Here is an 18,444-nt window from a genome sequence, read left to right on the forward strand (position 1 = left end):
AGACGAATTACTCACTCCGCGCAACGAATTGGGAGCAGCCTGCAATGGCTCGTCACCTCATCACCTCTGCCTTGCCCTATATCAACGGGATCAAGCACCTGGGCAACATGGTGGGGTCCATGCTCCCGGCGGACGTCTACTCCCGGTATCTGCGTGACCGCGGCCACGAAGTGCTGTACATCTGTGCCACCGACGAGCACGGCACCCCTGCCGAACTCGCCGCCAAGGAGGCCGGCCTGCCGGTCGACGTCTTCTGCGCCCAGGCCCACGACGCGCAGAAGGCCATCTACGACGGCTTCGAGCTGTCCTTCGACCACTTCGGCCGCAGCTCCTCCGCGCAGAACCGCGACATCACCCAGCGCTTCGCCCGCACCCTGCACGAGAACGGCTTCATCGAGGAGCGCACCGTCCGGCAGGTCTACTCGCTGGCCGACGAGCGCTTCCTGCCCGACCGCTACATCGTCGGCACCTGCCCGCACTGCGGGTACGACAAGGCGCGCGGCGACCAGTGCGAGAACTGCACCCGCGTGCTCGACCCGACCGACCTGATCGAACCGCGGTCGGCGATCAGCGGAAGCAGCGCTCTGGAGGTCCGCGACACCAAGCACCTCTTCCTCCTCCAGTCCGAACTGGCCGGCGAGGTCGAGGCGTGGATCGACGCCAGCAGCGGGGACTGGCCGACCCTGGCGTCCTCGATCGCCCGCAAGTGGCTCACCGAAGGGCTCCAGGACCGGTCGATCACCCGCGACCTCGAGTGGGGTGTCCCCGTGCCCGCCGACACCTGGCCGGAGTTGGCTGCCGAGGGCAAGGTCTTCTATGTCTGGTTTGACGCACCGATCGAGTACATCGGTTCCACCAAGGAGTGGGCCGACGCCGCAGGCGACGGCGAGACCCGCGACTGGCGGTCGTGGTGGTACGACGCGGACGGCGGCGAGAACCCGGTCCGCTACACCGAGTTCATGGCGAAGGACAACGTCCCCTTCCACACCGTGATGTTCCCGGCCACCCAACTGGGCACCCGCGAGCCGTGGAAGAAGGTCGACTACGTCAAGGCCTTCAACTGGCTCAACTACTACGGCGGCAAGTTCTCCACCTCGCAGCGCCGCGGCATCTTCACCGACGCCGCGCTGGAGATCCTGCCGGCCGACTACTGGCGCTACTTCCTGATCGCCAATGCGCCGGAGTCCGACGACACCTCCTTCACCTGGGAGTTGTTCACCTCCTCGGTCAACAAGGACCTCGCCGACACCCTCGGCAACTTCGTCAACCGGGTGCTGTCCTTCTCCCGCAAGCGGTTCGGCGACGCGGTGCCGGACGGCGGCGCCCCGGGCGCGGCCGAGGCGAAGCTCGGCGAGCAGATCTCCACGCTCCTCGCCGATTACGAGGGCCACATGGAGACCCTGCAGTTCCGCAAGGCCGCCCAGTCCCTGCGGGCGCTGTGGAGCGCGGGCAACTCCTACCTGGAGGAGAAGGCGCCCTGGATGGAGATCAAGACCTCCCCGGAGGGCGCCGCGCTCACCCTGCGCACCGCGATGAACCTCATCCACCTCTACTCGGTCGTCTCCGAGCCGTTCATCCCCGCCTCGGCCCGCGCCATGCGCGCCGCGTTCGACCTGCCGGGGGACACCGCGCCCTGGGTCACCACCGACCAGGCCCGGGCCCTCACCACCCTGCCCGCGGGCACCCCGTTCACCGTGCCGCCGGTCCTCTTCGCCAAGATCAGCGACGAGGACCTGGCGGGCTACACCGAGCGCTTCGGCGGCGACCCGGACGCGGCGGCGTAACCACCCACCCGCGAAACACCGAGCCCGCCCGGCGCCTGACGGCAGCCGGGCGGGCTCGGTGCTGTGCGTACGGCCGGATACGGCCTGCGCGCTAGTTCTTCTGCGCGGGCTTGCGCAGCTGGAGGTGCAGCTCGCGCAGCCGGGTGTCGGGCACCTCCGAGGGGGCACCCATGAGGAGGTCCTGGGCGTTCTGGTTGAGCGGGAACGCGATGGTCTCCCGGATGTTCGGCTCGTCCGCCAGCAGCATGACCATCCGGTCGACGCCGGGCGCGATCCCACCGTGCGGGGGCGCGCCGAAGTGGAACGCCCGCAGCATCCCGCCGAACTCGGCCTCCACCGTCTCCCGCGTGTACCCGGCGATCTCGAACGCCGCGTACATCACGTCGGGTTCGTGGTTCCGGATCGCGCCGGAGGACAGCTCGATGCCGTTGCACACGATGTCGTACTGCCAGGCGAGGATGTCCAGCGGGTCCTTCGTGCGGAGCGCTTCGAGGCCGCCCTGCGGCATGGAGAACGGGTTGTGCGAGAACTCGATCGCGCCGGTGTCCTCGTTCCGCTCGAACATCGGGAAGTCCACGATCCAGCAGAAGCGGAAGACGTTCTCGTCGAACTGCCCGGCCCGCCGGGCCGCTTCGACCCGCACCGGGCCCATGATCTTCGAGACCTCGTCGAACTCCCCGGCTCCGAAGAAGATCGCGGTGCCCGCCTTGGCGCCGACCGCGGCCAGCAGCGCGGTGGTGTCGTCCTCGGTGAGGAACTTGGCGATCGGCCCGGTGAGCTTGTTCTCCTCGCCGACCCGCACCCAGGCCAGGCCCTGCGCGCCGAGCGAGACGGCGTACTCGCCGAGCGAGTCGAAGAACTTCCGCGGCTGGTCAGCGGTGTCGGGCACGGCCAGCGCGCGGACGTGCTTGCCGGCGAACGCCTTGAAGGAGGAGCCCGCGAAGATCCCGGAGACATCGACGAGTTCGAGCGAGGTGCGCAGGTCGGGCTTGTCGTTGCCGTACTTGAGCATCGACTCGCGGAACGGGATGCGCGGGAAGGGCGAGGTGACGGTGCGGCCGCCGCCCAGCTCGGTGAACAGGTCGGTCATCACCTTCTCGATGACGCCGAACACGTCCTCCTGCTCCACGAAGCTCATCTCGACGTCGAGCTGGTAGAACTCGCCGGGCGAGCGGTCCGCCCGGGAGTCCTCGTCGCGGAAGCAGGGCGCGATCTGGAAGTAGCGGTCGAAGCCGGAGATCATCAGCAGCTGCTTGAACTGCTGCGGCGCCTGCGGCAGCGCGTAGAACTTGCCGGCGTGCACCCGGGAGGGCACCAGGAAGTCGCGGGCGCCCTCGGGCGAGGTGGCCGACAGGATCGGCGTGGCCATCTCGTTGAAGCCGAGCGCGGTCATCTCGCGGCGCAGGAAGGAGATCACCTGGGTGCGCAGCATGAGGTTGCGGTGCATGCGCTGGCGGCGCAGGTCGAGGAAGCGGTTGGTCAGCCGCATCTCCTCGTTGGCGTTGTCCTCGGGGAAGACCGGGAACGGCAGCGGGTCGGCGGCGCCCAGCACCTCCAGCGAGGTGACCTCGACCTCGATCTCGCCGGTGGGCAGCTCCGGGTTGACGTTCTCCGCGGAGCGGGCGAGCACCCGGCCGTCCACCCGCAGCACGGACTCCTTGGACTGGCCGCTGAGCTGGTCGTAGACCGGGGAGCCCGGGTGCACCACGAGCTGCGTGAAGCCGTAGTGGTCGCGCAGGTCCACGAAGAGGATGCCGCCCAGATCGCGGCGATTGTGCAGCCAGCCGGACAGGCGGACGTCGGTGTCGACGTCGGTGGCGCGCAGCTCGCCGCAGGTGTGGGACCGGTACCGGTGCATCAGCTTCGTCCTAGGCGTGGGATGTGACAGAAGTCGTCGGAGGTGTGTCGGTGGCGTGGTGTCGGGAAATCGGTGGGGCTCAGCCTACCGGCGCCCCTCCCCCCACCCTCCACAGGGATCTATTCGCCCATACCTTCCTGAGCACCATAAACTAGGAAAATGCGCACAGAGGACGTCCTCGCCGCCGCGGGCTACGGCCTGTGGCAGTGGGACGAATCGACCGGCACCGTGGCGGTCGACGGTCGCGCGGCGCGCCTGCTCGGACTGTCCGGCGGCGCCGCCACCCGCCGATCGTCGGAGGTGCGCGCCCGGCTGCACCCCGCGGACTACGTCGCACTCGCCGGCGCGGTGTCGCTCGCCGCCGCCGAGGGCACCGTGGCCGAGGCGCTGCTGCGGGTGGTCGGCGAGAACGGCCAGGTGGAGCGCACCGTCCGGGCCCGGCTGCGGCCGCAGGGTCCGCTGCTCAGCGGCAGCCTGCACGAGATCCGCGAGCCCTCCGCGCCGTACGACGGCCAGGGGCGCGCCGGCCGGCAGGGACACGGCCACGGCCTGGGCCACAGCGCGGGCCTGTCCGGCCTGGCCCGCAACCACGAAGCCCGCGGCGACTGGCGGCGGGCCCGCGAGGCGTTCCTGCTGGACGCCGGGCGGGCGCTCGCCGAGGCCGACTCCACCTCCGAGGTGCTGCGGGTCGCCGCCACCTTGTCCATGCCCGGCTTCTCCCCCGACGGGCTGGCCGTCTTCGGCATCAATGGTGACCGGCTGTCGCTGATCGGTCACCATGGACAGGAACTCGGCGACCCTTTTCTGGTCGACATGCCGCTGACCACGGACTATCCCGCGGTCACGGCGGTACGCACCGGCCAGGCGGTCTACCTGCCCAGCCCCGAGTCGTACGAAGAGCGGTATCCGATGAGCTGGCCGCTCATCAAGCCCTACGGCCGCTCCTCGTGGGCGTACCTCCCGCTGACCGTCGCCGGGTCCACCATCGGCGCCTGGATGGCCGCCTTTCGTGAGCGGGTCGACTTCACCCCCGACGAGCGGTCGGTGCTCACCACGGTGGCCCGCATGCTCGCCCAGGCGCTGTCCCGCGCCCACCTGCACGAGTCCGAGCGAGCCCTGTCCGACGGCCTCCAGCGCACCATGCTGCCCGCCCGCGAGCCCGAGATCGACGGGATGGCGGTCGCCGCGCGCTACGTCCCGACCGGCGGCGGCCTCCAGGTCGGCGGCGACTGGTACGACGTGATCGACCTGCCGTCCGGCCGTACCGCCCTGGTCATCGGCGACGTGCAGGGCCATGACGTGCGGGCCGCCGGGATCATGGGCCAGATCAGGATCGCGCTGCGCGCCTACGCCGCCGAGGGCCACAGCCCCGACGCGGTGCTCTCCCGGACGTCCCGCTTTCTGGCCGGCCTGGGCGCCGACGCCTCGCCCGAGGAGCCCGGCGGCGCCCCCGACATCCGCTTCGCCACCTGCCTCTACCTGGAGGTGGACCCCTCCGACGGCACCGTGGAGGTGGCCCGCGCCGGGCACCCCGAGCCCGCGATCCGGCTCGGCGACGGCACCACGATCATGCGGCGCACCGCGGGCGGCCTGCCGCTGGGCGTGGAGCCCGACACGGACTACCCCACCACCCGGCTCGTCCTGGAACCCGGTGAAGTGCTGCTGATGTGCACCGACGGGCTGATCGAGACCGGCGGGCACGACCTGGACACCGGGTGGCTGCGGTTGCGCGAGGTCTTCGAGGCCGGGCCCGCGGAGGATCTGGAGCAGCTCGCCGACTCCATGGTGCGCGCCGTGCACGGCCCCGCCTCCCACCACACCACCGGGCCGCTCGCCGACCGCCGCGAGGACGACATCGCGCTGCTGCTGCTGCGCCGCGACCCCGACGGGCCGACCTGCGCGGTGCCGATACGGCGCACCGTCCTCACCGTCTCGCAGTCCGACCCCGGGCAGATCCGCTCTGCCCGCGAGGACATCCGCTCCCTGCTGCACGACTGGACCTCCCCCGACCAGTTCGAGTCCGCGGTCCTCCTCGTCTCCGAGCTGATCACCAACGTCCTGGTGCACACCGACGACGACGCGGTGCTCATCGCCGAGGTGATCGGTATGCCCGGCACCCGCCGCCTGCGCGTCGAGGTCGCCGACCGCTCCGACGACATGCCCCACCCCCGCTCCCCCGGCGAACTCGCCTCCTCCGGCCGCGGCCTCTTCCTCATCGAGGAACTCGCCGACGCCTGGGGCGTCGAGCCCCGCGGCGACGGCAAGTCCATCTGGTTCGATCTCTTCGAAACCCGCGTCTGACGGCTTCCGCGGCCCTGCCCTGGGCGCCGTACGGGGCGCCCTGTCGCGTCCTCCGCCCGCGTGCCGGCATCTGCGCCGACTGGCACAAGTGCCCGACCGGGACGCCCGGGTGCACCGCTTCGAGTACGCCTACACGCTGAAGGTGGAGGTCCCGCAGGATCGACCTCGACGTTCATCAGCGTCGATTCCGACCGCGTGAGCACCCGTCACGACCCCAAGTCGGCCGGTCGGGTGGGCGTGCGGGGGTGGAATCGGCATCAGTCGGTGTGCTCAGGGGTAGGAGGACGCGGCCCGGACTTGTGCGGTCGGGTCGTACTTCAACTCCTTTGAACGGAGCGGCAGATGAAGATCCTCGGGAGAGAGCCCGCGCTGTGGCTGTCGCTCCTGGCGGTGGTGATCAAGCTGAGCACGGCGTTCGGGCTGGACCTCAGCGACAAGCAGCAGGCGGTGGTGAACGCGTTCGCCGCCGCGGTCGTCGGTCTGCTGGTCGCGCTCAGCGTTCATGACGGTGTCAACGCGGCGGTGCTCGGGCTGCTGCAGGCGGGGATGTCGCTCGCGATCGGCTTCGGCCTGCACTGGACCCCCGACCAGCAGTCGACGGTGATGAGCCTCGCCTCCGTCCTGGTCGCGATGTGGACCCGGGGGCAGGTCACCGCCAAGGTCCCGCCGCCGGCCTCGGCCGCACCCGCCGCCCCGGCCGCGTCCGCGTCCGCCAAGAAGACCACCACCCCGGCCCAGAAGACCGCCGGCTCCAAGAAGAGCGCCGCGGCGAAGAAGGCGGCGCCGGCGGAGTAGTCGGGCGGCGGAGTAGTCGGGCGGCGGCGCGGGACGCCGGTCAACTGCCCCGCACGGCAAAGCGGTCGGGGCCGGTGAAGGTCAGGTGCGCCGGGGAGAGGGCGCGCAGGAATTCGGGGGCGTCGAAGAGGGCGCCGGGAGCGAGCACGCCTGCGGTGGGGCCCTGGACGCGGCCGTCGAGGAGGCGTTCGGCGGCTTCCACGACCAGGGGCGCGGTGATCGCGTAGATGTCGCGGCCGGACGCGGTCGCGCGGCGGTGGACACCGTCCCTGCGGGCGACGACGTCGACGAGGAAGGTCTGCGCCGAGCGGCCGTCGGGGTCCGCGGGCGCGGGCGGCGGGGTGGTGGGGTCGCTCAGGTCCCGCAGCGGCGCCTGGTTCATGTGCACGCGGATCTCCGGCACCCGCAGATGGCGGGAGATGGTGACCTGGTCGGCGGTGGACAGTTCGGTCACGTCCTGGACGCCGAGCGGCGCCGGGAACTCCCAACTGCCTTCGGCGGCAGGCCCGGTGGGCTGGACGAGCCGGTTGCCGGTGAAGACCAGGTGCCGGCCGGCGTTGCTCCGCACCGTCTCGCGGGTGCCCCGCGTCGGCCGCCAACTGTCCAGCGAGATCGCGAGGGTGAGGTCGTCCGCGTCCGACCAGTCCCCCATCGCCGCGCTCGCCAGCAGGTCGCCGAGGCCGCCGTAGAACGCCATCGACGGCACCACCGCCACCCCCGCCTCGCGCGCCCGGTCCGCCCGCCGCTCGAACGTCTCCAGGGTGACCGCCTGTTCGGCGGCGACGTCGAGGTAGGGAATCCCTGCGCGGAGCGCCGCGTCGACGAGCGGCAGCGCGGTGGCGGCGAACGGTCCCGCGCAGTTGACGACCGCGACCGCACCTTCCAACGCGCCTGCCAGGGAGGCCGGTTCGGCGATGGACGCGACCCGGACCTCGGCGCCGGACCCGTCCTGCGCTCCCCCCTGCCCCCGGGCGACAGCGTTCAGCTTGTCCCGGTCGCGCCCCGCGAGAATCGGCGTCCAGCCGCGCCGCCGCAACTCGCGGACGACGAAGACGCCGGTGTGCCCGTAGGCGCCGAAGACGGCGATGGCCCCGCGGTGCGGCTGCCGCCCGTATCGCCCGTCGCTCCCGTCGCGCCCGTTCTCGTCGCGCCCATGCCCGTCGTATCCCTGCGGTGTGTTCATACGGACAAGGGTCGGCGTCGTGGGCTCCCCGCACGAGTGGCCGAAACGACGAGCTGCGTACACTTTCGGACATGACATCCGTGGCGCTGGCGCTCTACGACGGAGCGATGCTGTTCGAGGCCGCCGCGGCCTGCGAGGTGTTCGGCGTCGACCGCGAACTGACCGACACCTGGTACGACTTCCGCGTCTGCGGCCCGCGCCGCTCCCCGCTCGGCGGCTGGCTGCGGGTCGACACCCCGTACGGCCTCGACGCGCTCGCCACCGCGGACACCGTGGTCGTGGCGGCCTGCGCCGACATCGACACCGCTCCCCCGCCCGACCTGGTCGCGGCCGTACGCGCCGCCCACGACCGCGGCGCCCGGCTCGTGTCGCTGTGCACGGGGGCGTTCGTGCTGGCGGCCGCAGGAGTGCTGGACGGCCGCCGCGCCACCACGCACTGGGAGCACGCGGCGGCGCTCGCGGCCCGCTACCCCCGCGTCCAGGTGGACCCGGACGTCCTCTACACGGACGAGACGACCGTGCTGACCTCGGCCGGGAAGGCGGCCGGGATGGACCTGTGCCTGCACATCGTGGCCCTCGACCACGGCGCGGCCGTCGCCAACGCGCTGGCCCGCCGGCTGGTCGTCCCCCCGCACCGGGCCGGCGGCCAGGCCCAGTACGCCACCGCGCCGGCCGCCCCCGACACCGCCCCCGCGCTCGCCGGCCTCCAGCACTGGGCGCTCGAACGGCTCGACGAACCGCTGACCGTGCCCGACCTGGCCCGCCGGGCGAACATGAGCACCCGCAACCTCACCCGCCGCTTCACGGCCGCCACCGGCCTCACCCCGCTGCGCTGGCTGCACACCCAGCGCATCCGGCGCGCCCGGGAACTGCTCGAAACGACGGACGACAGCGTCGAGTTGATCGCGACGCGCACCGGCATGGGCACCGCGGCGACCTTGCGCAGGCACTTCCACCGCGCGCTCGGCGTGCCCCCGGACACGTACCGGCACACTTTCCGCGACCGGCACGGCGCCGCCGCCGCGGGGTGACGCGACCGCCCGGGCGGGCCCGGGCGGCCACCCCGTACGCGGGTCCGCCGTTTCCGTTCCGCGGCTCAGACCGCCGCGGAGCCCTTCCTGCGCAGCCGTACGACACCGATCGCCCCCGCGCCGACCAGCACCGCCGCGCCGCCGATGCCCGCGATCAACGGCGTCGCCGAGGACGAACCCGTCTCCGCGAGGGTCCCGCCGTCAGGAGCCGTCGAGGGGGCCGGCGTACCGCTGCCGCCGGTCTTCGAGCCGGGCGCGAGCACGTCGAAGGTGGCGTCGGTGGTGCTGCCCCGGGTGCAGTTCTTCGTGGTGTCGACGTAGCTGCCGCCGCCGACGGCGTAGCTGGGGCCGGGGGTGGCCTTGGCGTCGACCCTGATCCGGAACTTCAGGTCGGCCGACGCGTGGGCGGTCTTCAGCGTGGTGTGGCCGTAGATGAGGCCGGTCTCGCGGATGTCGTCCTTGCCCTCGTCCTTCAGGCTCAGCCACTTGCCGTTTCCGGCGTCCCAGTACTCCAGGTACGCGTGCTTGTAGAGGTCGGCGTTGTAGCTGTCCTCGCCGTTGTTGGCGGTGACCGACGCCTCGACCGCGCCGAGCGCCTTGTCGATGGTGCCGGCCACGTTCAGCGTGAACGTGGACCAGCCGCCGCCCGCCACGATGCTGGACGGCAGCCCCTTCAGCTGGACGCGGATCGTGCTGGAGGGCCCGCTGCTGCACGGCGGCGGCGTTCCCGCGTCGGTCGGCGTGGCCGTGGGCGACGACGACGGCGACGTGGTGGGGGCCGAGGAGGACGGGGTGGAGGTGTCGGCCGTCGGCGGGGTCGAGGGGGCCGACGGTGTCGAGGAGGTCGAGGGGGCCGTGGTCGAGCCGGCCGGCCCGGGATCGGCGTGTGCCACGGCAGTGGCGCTCAGCAGCACGGCCGGGACGATCGCGGTGGCCGTGGCAGCGGCCGACAGGGTGCGACGAAGGTTCATGAGTGGGTCCTCGCGGAGTGGCGCAGACGTGTATGACACCCCTGTGACCCTGGTGACTAAGTGAGCGTTGTACACGGTTCGCGCTGTTCGCCAGACGTTCAACGGGCGTTCGGGCGGCGCGTCCGTCCCGCCGCGCGCCGGTGGCCGGGGCCCGGGTCAGGCAGCGCGCCGGTGGCTGGGGCCCGTGTCAGGCCGCGCGCCGGTGGCCGGGGTCCGTGCCGGGCCACCGGTCCGCGTGCCGCCCCGGCTCCTGCTGCTTGGCCGTCCGCTGGAGGATCAGCAGCGCGGCGTCGTCCGCGGGCTGCCCTCCGGTGTGCCGCAGCAGGTCGTGGTGGATGTGGTCCAGGAGTACGTCCGGGTCGGTCGCGGGCAGGCCGGCCACGCGCTCGGCGAGCGGGTAGAACTCGCCGGCCGGTGAGCGCGCCTCGATGAACCCGTCGGTGTACAGCACGAGGAAGTCGCCGGGCTCGAAGGCGAACTGCTCGGTGCGCAGGACCGCGGCGGGATGCGGGGCGGTGACGCCGAGCGGGGGCGAGATCCGGTGGGCGTACAGCGCGGTGACCTGGCGGTCGTGGATGAGCAGGGGCGGTGGATGGCCGCAGTTGATCATCTCCGCCCGCGAGCCGTCGTCGGGCAGGTCGAGCAGGAGCGCGGTGACGAAGTGCTCGCCGATGTCCTCCACGACATCCGCGACCTCCTCCAGGTTCCGGCTGACGCTTTCCTCCACGGCGGCCACGAGATCGGGCAGTCCGGCGTGCCGGTGGGCGGCCTCGCGGAACGCGCCCAGCACCATCGACGCCTCGCCGATGGACGCCAGGCCGTGGCCCCGTACGTCGCCGATGATCACCCGGGTGGCGGGGTGGGCGGCGCGGGCCGTGGCGAAGAGGTCGCCGCCGATCTGCGTCTCGTCCTCGGCGGACAGATACAGCCAGGCCACCTGCTGCGGTCCGACCCGGCGGGGTGGCGGCCGCAGCAGCACCCGCTGTGTGGTCTCGGCGACCGAACGTGCCCGGCCCAGCTCGCGGTTGCGTCTGTCGCGCGCGACGCACACCAGGAAGACCAGGAGCGACAGGCCGGTCAGCGCGATGATCTCCGCCACGTGGTTGGCCGTGCCGATACCGCCCTCGAACACTCCGATCAACGTCTGCGCCGCCACCGCGAGCACCCCGGCCACGGCGGTGAGCCTCGGCCCGGCGAGGGACGCGGTGAGGGCGGGCGCGATCACCAGCAGCGGGCCGAGGTGGACGGTCTCCGGCAGCAGCAGATCCGTCACCGTGATCACCGCGATGAGCACGAACGGCAACACCAGCAGACGGCTACGGCCCGACGGCTGCTCCAGGAGGCGGTCCACCGACAGGCGGCGACTTTCCATTTCCTCCCGCTACCCCTTTATGTCCGAATTACCCCCTGGCCGGGAGAAGAGGGTGCCGCCGGCCCTTGCGATGCCAGGGAGGGCGGGAGCGGCGAATCGACGGTGATGTCAGCACCTGCCATCGCGTGCCGGGGTCGCGTACGATCGGGGCATGGGCAGATGGGAGCCGGACGCGCGCGGGCGCCTCGGCAAGGCAGCGCTGGAACTGTTCGACGAGCGCGGATACGAGCAGACCACCGTGGCGGAGATCGCCAACCGGGCCGGGCTCACCGAGCGGACCTTCTTCCGGCACTACGCCGACAAGCGCGAGGTGCTCTTCGCCGGCTCGGCGGCCCTCCAGGACCTCATCGTCGGCGCCGTCGCGGGCACGCCCGAGGGCACCGCACCGATCGACGCGATCGCCGCCGGCCTCGACGCCGCCGCCGACCAGATCTTCCGGGGCGCCCACCGGCACGCCCGCCGGCGCCAGGCGCTCGTCTCCGCACACACCGACCTCCAGGAGCGCGAACTCGTCAAGCTCGCCGCGCTCTCGTCGGCTCTCACGCGGACCCTGCGGGGCCGTGGCGTGACCGAGCCGGCCGCGAGCCTCGCCGCCGAAGCGGGCACCGCCGTCTTCCGGGTCGCCTTCGAGCGCTGGGTCGACGAGGCGGACCAGCCGCGCGAACTCGCCGACGTCATCCACGAGTCGCTCGCCGAGTTCAAGTCCCTCACCGCGGCCGGCTGACGGGTGGGCGAACTCGTCAGCGTCCCGCCCGCGGTGCGGGACCGACTCGTCGTCAGGTTCGGGCCCGAAGTCGTCGGCTGGCTCGACGCGTTGCCGTCCCTCGTCGGTGAACTCACCGCCCGCTGGAACCTGGAGCCGGTCGCGGCGGGCGGCGGCGGCACCTCGCGGGTCTTCCGCTGCGTGCGGCGCGACACCGGCGCCTCGGTGTGGCTGAAGCTCACCCCGGAGCCCGCGATCGCCCGCGAGGAGGCGGCGGCGCTGCGCGCCTGGGCCGGCAGGCCGTCGGTCGTACCGCTGCTCGCGGAGGAACTCGCCGTAGGCGCGCTGCTGTTGGGCGACGTACGACCAGGGGTGCAGGTGAAGCGGCTCGGGTGGCGGCTCGCCGACATCGGCCCGCTCCTCCGGGACCTGCGGGTCCCCGCCGTCGCGCCCGTCCCCCACTCCGCGCTACGGCCGCTGACGCATCGGGTCGACTTCGTCTTCGACCTGACCCTCCGCAGGTTGGCCGCGGCCGGCGTGGGCGAACCGTTCGACGCGGGCGTGCTCGACCGCGCCCGGGCCGCGGCTCTGGAACTGGCCGTCGACGGCCCGCTCGGGCTCGTCCACGGTGACCTCAACCCGGCCAACGTGCTGTCCGGCCCGGGCGCGGATACGGTCGCGGGCCCCGGCCAGGCACCGGCACCGGCACCGGCTCTGGTGGCGATCGACCCGCGCCCCGCCTGGGGCGACCCCGACTTCGACGCCGTGGACTGGGTACTCGACGCGGTCACCGACCACGCGGACCTGGAACGACGCATCGACACGCTGGCCGCACTCGTGCCCGGGATGTCCCCCGCCCGCGTGCTGCGCTGGTGCCGCGCCCTCGGCGTCCTCGACGCGGCCCTCAGGTTCTGCGCCGGCCGCCACGGCCCGGAGACCCGCTTCCTCCTGACCCTGTCCCGCACCTGACTTCCGTCCCGCGCCCGAAGCGCGGAGGGGACGGAGCGCGGAGGGGACGGAGCCGGCCGGATTCGAACCGGCGTCCTCCCACATGCCGTGAAGGCGCGACAGCCGCTGCGCTACGAGCCCCGTCCCTCCGATGATGCCAGGAACCCAACCCCCGCACCGCACCCGGATATCCGAGGGCCCCGACCCCCTCCCCGAGCCGCCCGCCTGAGCGCGCCCGGCCGAACGGCTGAGCCCCTGACCGGCTGCTGCCCGCCGTACGGCCGGGGTGTCGGTGGGGGGTGGGAGGGTGGGGGGATGGCGACGTGGAGGCAGTTCGAAGAGGAGGCGGGCGGGTTGGCCGCGGAGGTGCGCGCGCGGTTCGAAGCTCATGAGACGCATGTGCTCGCGACGCTCCGGAAGGACGGTTCGCCGCGGGTGAGTGGAAGCGAAGTGGAATTCAGCGGGGCGGAGTTGACGTTCGGGTCGATGCTCGGCGCGGTGAAGGCGCGCGATCTGCGGCGCGACGGCCGCTGCGCGATCCATGCGCACCCCGGCGAGGGCGACGCGAAGATCGCGGGAGTGGCGGTGGAGGTGGCCGACCCCGCGGAGAAACTGGCCATGACCACCGGCAAGGAGCCGCCCGGCGACTTCCACGCCTTCCGGCTCGACCTCACCGAGGCGGTGCTCACCTCTGTCGACCAGGAGGAACAGCTCCTGGTCATCCGGCTCTGGCGCCCCGGCCACCCGGAAGAGGTGATCAAGCGCCGCTGAGCCACCGAACCGCGGAGCCGCCGAGCCGCTGAGCCGCTGAGCCGCTGAGCCACCGAACCGCGGAGCCGCGGAGCCGCTGAGCCGCTGAGCCGCTGAGCCGCTGAGCCACCGAACCCCGGACGGTCAACGAGGCGGCTCGGAAGGGACGTTCACCCTTGCGGCGCCACCTCTCGGCTCGTGCCCATCGCCGCGGGGAACCCGTGGGTGCGGGCGGCGAAGGTGGCCGCGAAGGCGGGGGCGAGGAGGACGAGGACGGTCCAGGGGAGGGCGTGGGTGCCGAGGAGGTCGAGGAGGAGGCCGCCGACGAGACCGCCGGCGGCCGTCGCCACGTTCCAGAGGGTGACGAGGAGGACCTGGGCGGCGTCGGCGTGTTCGCCACCCGCCTCGCCGACGGCGGTCTGGAGCAGCGACGGCGCCCCGCCCCACCCGAGCCCCCACAGCACGGCGGCGACGTAGACGAGCACGGGCTGGTGCGCACCGACTCCCAGGAGGAAGGCGGCCGTACCGATGAGCAGCACACCTCCGAGGGTCAGCGCGCGCAGCGCGCGGTGGATGCGCGCGCCCACCGTCCAGACGCTCAGCAGCGACGCGACCCCGAAGGCGAGCAGCACCAGGTCGGTACGCCCGCCGAGCCCGACGCGGTCGAGGAACGTCGAGATGTACGTGTAGAGGATGGTGTGCGCGAGCACGTACGCGGAGGTGACGAAGAGGACCGGGACGACCCCGGGCACGCGGAGTGCCCCGAGCAGAGGGGCGGCCGCACCGTCCTCCCGGCCCGCACCGTCCTCCCGGCCCGCGCCCTCCTCCCGGCCGACCCCCTGCGTACTCCCGTCCCCGCTCAACCCCGGTTCCTCGCCCGGCCGTTCCGGCACCGCCAGCGTGATCCACCCGAGCAGCAGCACCGTGAGCCCCGACATCACCAGGAACGCGATCCGCCAGTCCGCCGCCTTCCCCAGATACGTCCCCGCGGGCACCCCGATCGACAGCGCGACCGGAATCCCGGACATCGCGACGGCGATCGCCCGCCCCTCCAGCCCCGCGGGGGCCAGCCGCCGCGCGTACCCGGCGAGCAGCGCCCACGCGAGCCCGGCCGCCACCCCGGCGACGAACCGCGCCACCATCGTCAGCGGGTAGTCCCCCGACAGCGCGGTCACCGTGTTCGCGACGCAGAACCCGGCCATCGACACGAGCAGCAGCCGTTTGCGCGGCCACCCCGCGGTCGCCGTGGTGAGCGGGATCGCGGTGACGGCCGTACCGATCGCGAAGACCGTCACCGACTGGCCCATCGCGGACTCGCCGACCCCGAGGTCGCGCGACATCGCGGGCAGCAGCCCGGCCGGAAGGATCTCGGTGAGGCAGGTGATGAAGACGGCCGTCGCCAGCGACAGCAGCGCGGACAGGGGGAGCGCGGAACGCGTTCGCGTGGTCATGCCGGTTATGGTCAAACCCTCACATCAGTGTGAAGGTCAACCCGGCCCGTCCCCCGCCCCCTGTGAGGCACCCCACATGCGCATCGGCGAACTCTCCGCCCGCACCGACACCCCGCGCCGCCTGCTGCGCTACTACGAGGAGCAGGACCTGATCCACGTGCCGCGCTGCGCCAACGGCTACCGCGACTACCCCGAAGCCCTCGTGGACACCATTCTGCACATCCGCGGGCTCCTGGACGCGGGTCTGCCCACCCGCATCATCAAGCAGTTGCTGCCGTGCCTCACCAAGCCGTCCGTCATCCACATCCCGGACGCCACCCCGGAGATCGTCTCCACCCTCCAGACCGAACGCGACCGGATGACCGCCCGCATCGCCACCCTCACGCGCAACCGCGACGCCATCACGGACTACCTCACCGCGGTCCTCGCCCCCGCGGACGAGGCCACCACCGACGAGGCCCCCGCCGACGAGGCCACCACCGGCGCCGTCACGGCTCCCCGCACCCGGACCACCGCATAGGGTGCCCGGATGACCGCGATACCGGAGGAATTCACGCAGAGCACCGTCGCCCGCGAGGGCGCCCGGGGATCGGCCTGGCTCGCCGAGTTGCCCGGAATCGTGGACGACCTGCTGGAGCGCTGGGCGTGCGCACCGGACGGCCCGCTGCTGCACGGCGGCGTCGGCCTGATCGCCCCGGTACGCCGGCCCGACGGCGAGCCCGCGGTGCTGAAGGTGTCCTTCCCGCACCCCGGCAACGTCCACGAGCCCGACGCGTTCGCGGCATGGCGCGGGCACGGCGCCGTCCTGCTGCACGAGCGCGACGACGAGCGCTTCGCGATGCTGCTGGAGCGGGCCCGTACCTCGACCCTCGCGGAGATCGAGGACGTCGACGAGGTGGTGACGGTCGCGGGCCGGCTCAGCCTGCGACTGGCCGTGCCCGCACCGCCCGAACTGCCCCGGCTGCGCGGGCAAGCCGACACCTGGGAGCGCGAACTCCACCAGGACGCGACGGAGTTCGCGCAGGTGCTGCCGCCCCACGTGGTGGCCGCCGCCGTCGCGACCGTCCGCGAGCTGGGCCGCGACCAGCCGGACACCCTCATCCACGGCGACCTGCACCCCGGCAACATCCTGCGCGCGGACCGCGAGCCCTGGCTGGCCGTCGATCCCAAGGGGTACGCGGGAGACCGCGGTTACGACGGCGGCACGCTGCTCAAGGCGCTCGCCCTGCGGCTGATCGAGGCGGACGACCTCCGCAAGGCCGTCCACCGCTCGCTCGACGTCTTCGCCGAGGCCGCCGAACTCGATCGTGAACGCGTCGCGCGCTGGGCGCAGTTGCACGCCGTCCAGGCCACGTTCTGGAGCCTGCGGCACGGGTTCCGGATCGCCCGCGGCGGTCCGGAGCTGGACCGGATCACCGCGTTCGCCGGCCATCTGGCGACGCTGCTCACAGGGCGGTCCGGCTAGCCGAGCCGGGCCAGGTCCTCCTCCGACAGGCGCAGGCCGGCGGCCGCCACGTTCTCCCTCAGGTGTGCCGGGTCGCCGGTTCCGGGGATGGCCAGCACGTTGGGGCCCTTGTGGAGGGTCCAGGCGAGGCGGATCTGGGAGGGGGAAGCGCCGTGGCGGTCGGCGACCTCGGCGAGGGCCCGGTCCGCCTCCGTCGCGGGGCCCGAGGCGGAGGCGGTGGCACCGGCGGGGCCGCCGCCCACGGAGAAGAAGGGGACGAAGGCGATGCCCCGCTCGGCGCACGCCCGCTGGATCGCGTCGTCCTCGCGGCGGGTGGCGAGCCCGTACTGGTTCTGCACGCACACCACCGGGGCGATGGCCAGGGCCTCCTCCAGGTGCTCGGGGCCGATGTTGGAGATGCCCAGGTGCCGGATGAGGCCCTCTTCCCGCAGTTCGGCCAGCGCCTCGAAACGCTCCTTGAGAGAGCCCTCACCGCGCTCGAGGCCGAGGCCGATGCGGAGATTGACCACCTCAAGGCGGTCCAGGCCGAGCTGGCGGATGTTCTCCTCGACCTGGCCGCGCAGTTCCTCCTTGGTGTGGGCCCCGACGAAGGCCCCGGACGGGTCGCGGCCGGGACCGACCTTGGTGGTGATGACCAGGTCGTCCGGGTAGGGGGCGAGCGCGGTGTTGATCAGCTCGTTGGCGGAGCGCAGGTCGGAGAAGTAGAAGGCGGCGGTGTCGATGTGGTTGACGCCCAGCTCGACCGCCTGCCGCAGCACCTCGATGGCCTGCGCGCGGTCGCTGGGGCTGCCGTCGGCCTTGCTCACCAGGCGCATGGCGCCGAGGCCGAGTCGGTGGACGGTGCGGTCGCCGAGCGTCCAGGTGCCGGCGGCGGCGGCGTTGGTCGTTGTCATGGGATGCAGTCTTGCCCGCGTGGACCCGCGCCGCCGGGAATGGCAACTTCCTGCCTGCCTTGGCGGGTCGGTGGCGGTCGGGTGACACTGGGCCCATGAGCGTGGAGAGCGGCGTGCGCGTGCTGCGCGGCGAGGCGGAGGTCTTCGCCCGTACGCACCATCTGTTCGCCACGGCCGGTGAGCTGTGGTGCGCGGCGCGTGACCTCAACACCTGGGCCCTCGGCCGGACGGTTCCCGACCGGCTGCCCGAGGCGCATCCCCGGTTGCGCAAGCTGTACCAGCCGAGCGCGCTGATGAGCCCGCCGATGGCCCGGCATCTGCGGACCGTGGCGGCTTCCCCGGGCGCGCAGGTCCGCATCACGGCGGACACCATCAACGAGACGATCATCATCGACCAGCGGTTCGCCATCCTCGCGGGCGATCCGGACGCGGGACGGCGCAGCTACAGCGTGGTCTCCGAGCCGACGCTGGTGCAGAACGTCACCTCGCTGTTCGAGGCGGCCTGGCGGTCGGCGACCGATCTCGCGGTCTACGACGTGCAGCACGCGGAGTTGCGCGAGATGGCGCCACGGGTGCTCGAACTGCTCGCCTCCGGCTGCAAGGACGAGACGGCGGCCCGGTCGCTGGGCCTCGGGGTGCGCACGTATCGGCGCCGGGTCGCGGAGCTGATGTCCGCGCTGGGGGCGGACTCCCGTTTCCAGGCGGGCGCGCGGGCCCGCGATCTGGGGCTGATCTAGGTCCTGTCGTGGGGATCTCCGCGGCGTCGCGGCATCCGGCACGCACATCCGCCGCGTTCTCGTCGGTCGCCGACACCCATGCCCGCGGCCGTGGCGGGGCGCTCCACGACCGCGGATGACGGCGCGCGCAGGCCCTGAACCGGCCCGAAGCCGAACGCGGCGACCGGGTCGCCGCGGCCACGCCGCAGCGTCCGGGCTCACC

At 72.7% G+C, this 18,444-nt stretch carries 16 protein-coding genes and 1 tRNA gene; 10 read left to right on the forward strand and 7 right to left on the reverse strand.

What is annotated here, in order from left to right:
• The first annotated feature begins 44 nt into the window (after positions 1 to 44).
• Complete coding sequence (gene metG / locus OG896_RS18365) at positions 45 to 1,784, forward strand: methionine--tRNA ligase (RefSeq protein ID WP_329366802.1); 1,740 nt, start codon at positions 45 to 47, stop codon at positions 1,782 to 1,784.
• Positions 1,785 to 1,875: 91 nt separating this feature from the next.
• Here metG and aspS read toward each other — a convergent pair whose 3' ends face one another.
• Complete coding sequence (aspS, locus tag OG896_RS18370; protein ID WP_329366804.1) at positions 1,876 to 3,642, reverse strand: aspartate--tRNA ligase; 1,767 nt, start codon at positions 3,640 to 3,642, stop codon at positions 1,876 to 1,878.
• Positions 3,643 to 3,801: 159 nt separating this feature from the next.
• On the opposite strand from aspS, the gene OG896_RS18375 reads away from it, so the two are divergent.
• The gene (locus OG896_RS18375) at positions 3,802 to 5,943 is read left to right on the forward strand and encodes an ATP-binding SpoIIE family protein phosphatase (RefSeq protein ID WP_329366806.1); all 2,142 of its coding nucleotides are present in this window, start codon (positions 3,802 to 3,804) and stop codon (positions 5,941 to 5,943) included.
• Between the two features lie 342 nt (positions 5,944 to 6,285).
• Positions 6,286 to 6,738, forward strand: coding sequence for a hypothetical protein (locus OG896_RS18380; RefSeq protein ID WP_329366808.1), 453 nt, complete (start codon positions 6,286 to 6,288; stop codon positions 6,736 to 6,738).
• 40 nt (positions 6,739 to 6,778) lie between these two features.
• Here OG896_RS18380 and OG896_RS18385 read toward each other — a convergent pair whose 3' ends face one another.
• Positions 6,779 to 7,921, reverse strand: a complete 1,143-nt coding sequence (locus OG896_RS18385) for a saccharopine dehydrogenase family protein (RefSeq protein WP_329366810.1) — start codon at positions 7,919 to 7,921, stop codon at positions 6,779 to 6,781.
• 71 nt (positions 7,922 to 7,992) lie between these two features.
• Between OG896_RS18385 and OG896_RS18390 the strand changes: the two genes are divergently transcribed.
• Positions 7,993 to 8,952, forward strand: coding sequence for a helix-turn-helix domain-containing protein (locus OG896_RS18390; protein ID WP_329366811.1), 960 nt, complete (start codon positions 7,993 to 7,995; stop codon positions 8,950 to 8,952).
• Between the two features lie 65 nt (positions 8,953 to 9,017).
• Here OG896_RS18390 and OG896_RS18395 read toward each other — a convergent pair whose 3' ends face one another.
• Both OG896_RS18395 and OG896_RS18400 read right to left on the reverse strand, forming a co-directional pair.
• Positions 9,018 to 9,923, reverse strand: coding sequence for an LAETG motif-containing sortase-dependent surface protein (locus OG896_RS18395; RefSeq protein ID WP_329366813.1), 906 nt, complete (start codon positions 9,921 to 9,923; stop codon positions 9,018 to 9,020).
• Positions 9,924 to 10,110: 187 nt separating this feature from the next.
• Entirely contained in the window at positions 10,111 to 11,295 is a 1,185-nt protein-coding gene (locus tag OG896_RS18400) for a PP2C family protein-serine/threonine phosphatase (protein ID WP_329366816.1), read from the reverse strand.
• Positions 11,296 to 11,446: 151 nt separating this feature from the next.
• On the opposite strand from OG896_RS18400, the gene OG896_RS18405 reads away from it, so the two are divergent.
• Together OG896_RS18405 and OG896_RS18410 are read left to right on the forward strand one after the other, a co-directional pair.
• Positions 11,447 to 12,019, forward strand: coding sequence for a helix-turn-helix domain-containing protein (locus tag OG896_RS18405; protein ID WP_328466854.1), 573 nt, complete (start codon positions 11,447 to 11,449; stop codon positions 12,017 to 12,019).
• 3 nt (positions 12,020 to 12,022) lie between these two features.
• Positions 12,023 to 12,967, forward strand: coding sequence for an aminoglycoside phosphotransferase family protein (locus OG896_RS18410; RefSeq protein WP_329366818.1), 945 nt, complete (start codon positions 12,023 to 12,025; stop codon positions 12,965 to 12,967).
• Positions 12,968 to 13,014: 47 nt separating this feature from the next.
• Here the strand turns inward: OG896_RS18410 and OG896_RS18415 are convergent.
• Positions 13,015 to 13,088, reverse strand: a tRNA-Ala gene (locus tag OG896_RS18415).
• Between the two features lie 173 nt (positions 13,089 to 13,261).
• Between OG896_RS18415 and OG896_RS18420 the strand changes: the two genes are divergently transcribed.
• Positions 13,262 to 13,717, forward strand: a complete 456-nt coding sequence (locus OG896_RS18420) for a pyridoxamine 5'-phosphate oxidase family protein (RefSeq protein WP_329366820.1) — start codon at positions 13,262 to 13,264, stop codon at positions 13,715 to 13,717.
• Between the two features lie 149 nt (positions 13,718 to 13,866).
• On the opposite strand, the gene OG896_RS18425 is transcribed toward OG896_RS18420, so the two are convergent.
• Positions 13,867 to 15,147, reverse strand: a complete 1,281-nt coding sequence (locus OG896_RS18425) for an MFS transporter (RefSeq protein WP_329366822.1) — start codon at positions 15,145 to 15,147, stop codon at positions 13,867 to 13,869.
• A 76-nt stretch (positions 15,148 to 15,223) separates the two neighbouring features.
• Here OG896_RS18425 and OG896_RS18430 point away from each other — a divergent pair, with 76 nt between their 5' ends.
• On the forward strand, positions 15,224 to 15,667 hold the full coding sequence (locus OG896_RS18430; protein ID WP_329366823.1) for a MerR family transcriptional regulator: 444 nt from the start codon (positions 15,224 to 15,226) through the stop codon (positions 15,665 to 15,667).
• Positions 15,668 to 15,676: 9 nt separating this feature from the next.
• Positions 15,677 to 16,612, forward strand: a complete 936-nt coding sequence (locus OG896_RS18435; protein ID WP_329366824.1) for an aminoglycoside phosphotransferase family protein — start codon at positions 15,677 to 15,679, stop codon at positions 16,610 to 16,612.
• Here OG896_RS18435 and OG896_RS18440 read toward each other — a convergent pair.
• Entirely contained in the window at positions 16,609 to 17,505 is an 897-nt protein-coding gene (locus tag OG896_RS18440) for an oxidoreductase (protein ID WP_329366825.1), read from the reverse strand. The genes OG896_RS18435 and OG896_RS18440 overlap by 4 nt on opposite strands.
• 95 nt (positions 17,506 to 17,600) lie before the next feature.
• Between OG896_RS18440 and OG896_RS18445 the strand changes: the two genes are divergently transcribed.
• A complete protein-coding gene (locus OG896_RS18445) occupies positions 17,601 to 18,242 on the forward strand; it encodes a helix-turn-helix transcriptional regulator (RefSeq protein ID WP_329366826.1) in 642 nt (213 codons plus the stop codon).
• Positions 18,243 to 18,444: the final 202 nt, after the last annotated feature.

This window comes from Streptomyces sp. NBC_00669 (assembly GCF_036226785.1).
Lineage (GTDB): Bacteria > Actinomycetota > Actinomycetes > Streptomycetales > Streptomycetaceae > Actinacidiphila.

Coding starts and splice junctions, on each gene's coding strand:
- OG896_RS18380 (WP_329366808.1), top strand. CDS start 6,286: ATGAAGATCCTCGGGAGAGAGCCCGCGCTGTGGCTGTCGCTCCTGGCG.
- OG896_RS18400 (WP_329366816.1), bottom strand. CDS start 11,295: ATGGAAAGTCGCCGCCTGTCGGTGGACCGCCTCCTGGAGCAGCCGTCG.
- aspS (WP_329366804.1), bottom strand. CDS start 3,642: ATGCACCGGTACCGGTCCCACACCTGCGGCGAGCTGCGCGCCACCGAC.
- OG896_RS18435 (WP_329366824.1), top strand. CDS start 15,677: ATGACCGCGATACCGGAGGAATTCACGCAGAGCACCGTCGCCCGCGAG.
- OG896_RS18430 (WP_329366823.1), top strand. CDS start 15,224: ATGCGCATCGGCGAACTCTCCGCCCGCACCGACACCCCGCGCCGCCTG.
- OG896_RS18405 (WP_328466854.1), top strand. CDS start 11,447: ATGGGCAGATGGGAGCCGGACGCGCGCGGGCGCCTCGGCAAGGCAGCG.
- OG896_RS18440 (WP_329366825.1), bottom strand. CDS start 17,505: ATGACAACGACCAACGCCGCCGCCGCCGGCACCTGGACGCTCGGCGAC.
- OG896_RS18375 (WP_329366806.1), top strand. CDS start 3,802: ATGCGCACAGAGGACGTCCTCGCCGCCGCGGGCTACGGCCTGTGGCAG.
- metG (WP_329366802.1), top strand. CDS start 45: ATGGCTCGTCACCTCATCACCTCTGCCTTGCCCTATATCAACGGGATC.
- OG896_RS18420 (WP_329366820.1), top strand. CDS start 13,262: ATGGCGACGTGGAGGCAGTTCGAAGAGGAGGCGGGCGGGTTGGCCGCG.
- OG896_RS18390 (WP_329366811.1), top strand. CDS start 7,993: ATGACATCCGTGGCGCTGGCGCTCTACGACGGAGCGATGCTGTTCGAG.
- OG896_RS18385 (WP_329366810.1), bottom strand. CDS start 7,921: ATGAACACACCGCAGGGATACGACGGGCATGGGCGCGACGAGAACGGG.
- OG896_RS18445 (WP_329366826.1), top strand. CDS start 17,601: ATGAGCGTGGAGAGCGGCGTGCGCGTGCTGCGCGGCGAGGCGGAGGTC.
- OG896_RS18395 (WP_329366813.1), bottom strand. CDS start 9,923: ATGAACCTTCGTCGCACCCTGTCGGCCGCTGCCACGGCCACCGCGATC.
- OG896_RS18425 (WP_329366822.1), bottom strand. CDS start 15,147: ATGACCACGCGAACGCGTTCCGCGCTCCCCCTGTCCGCGCTGCTGTCG.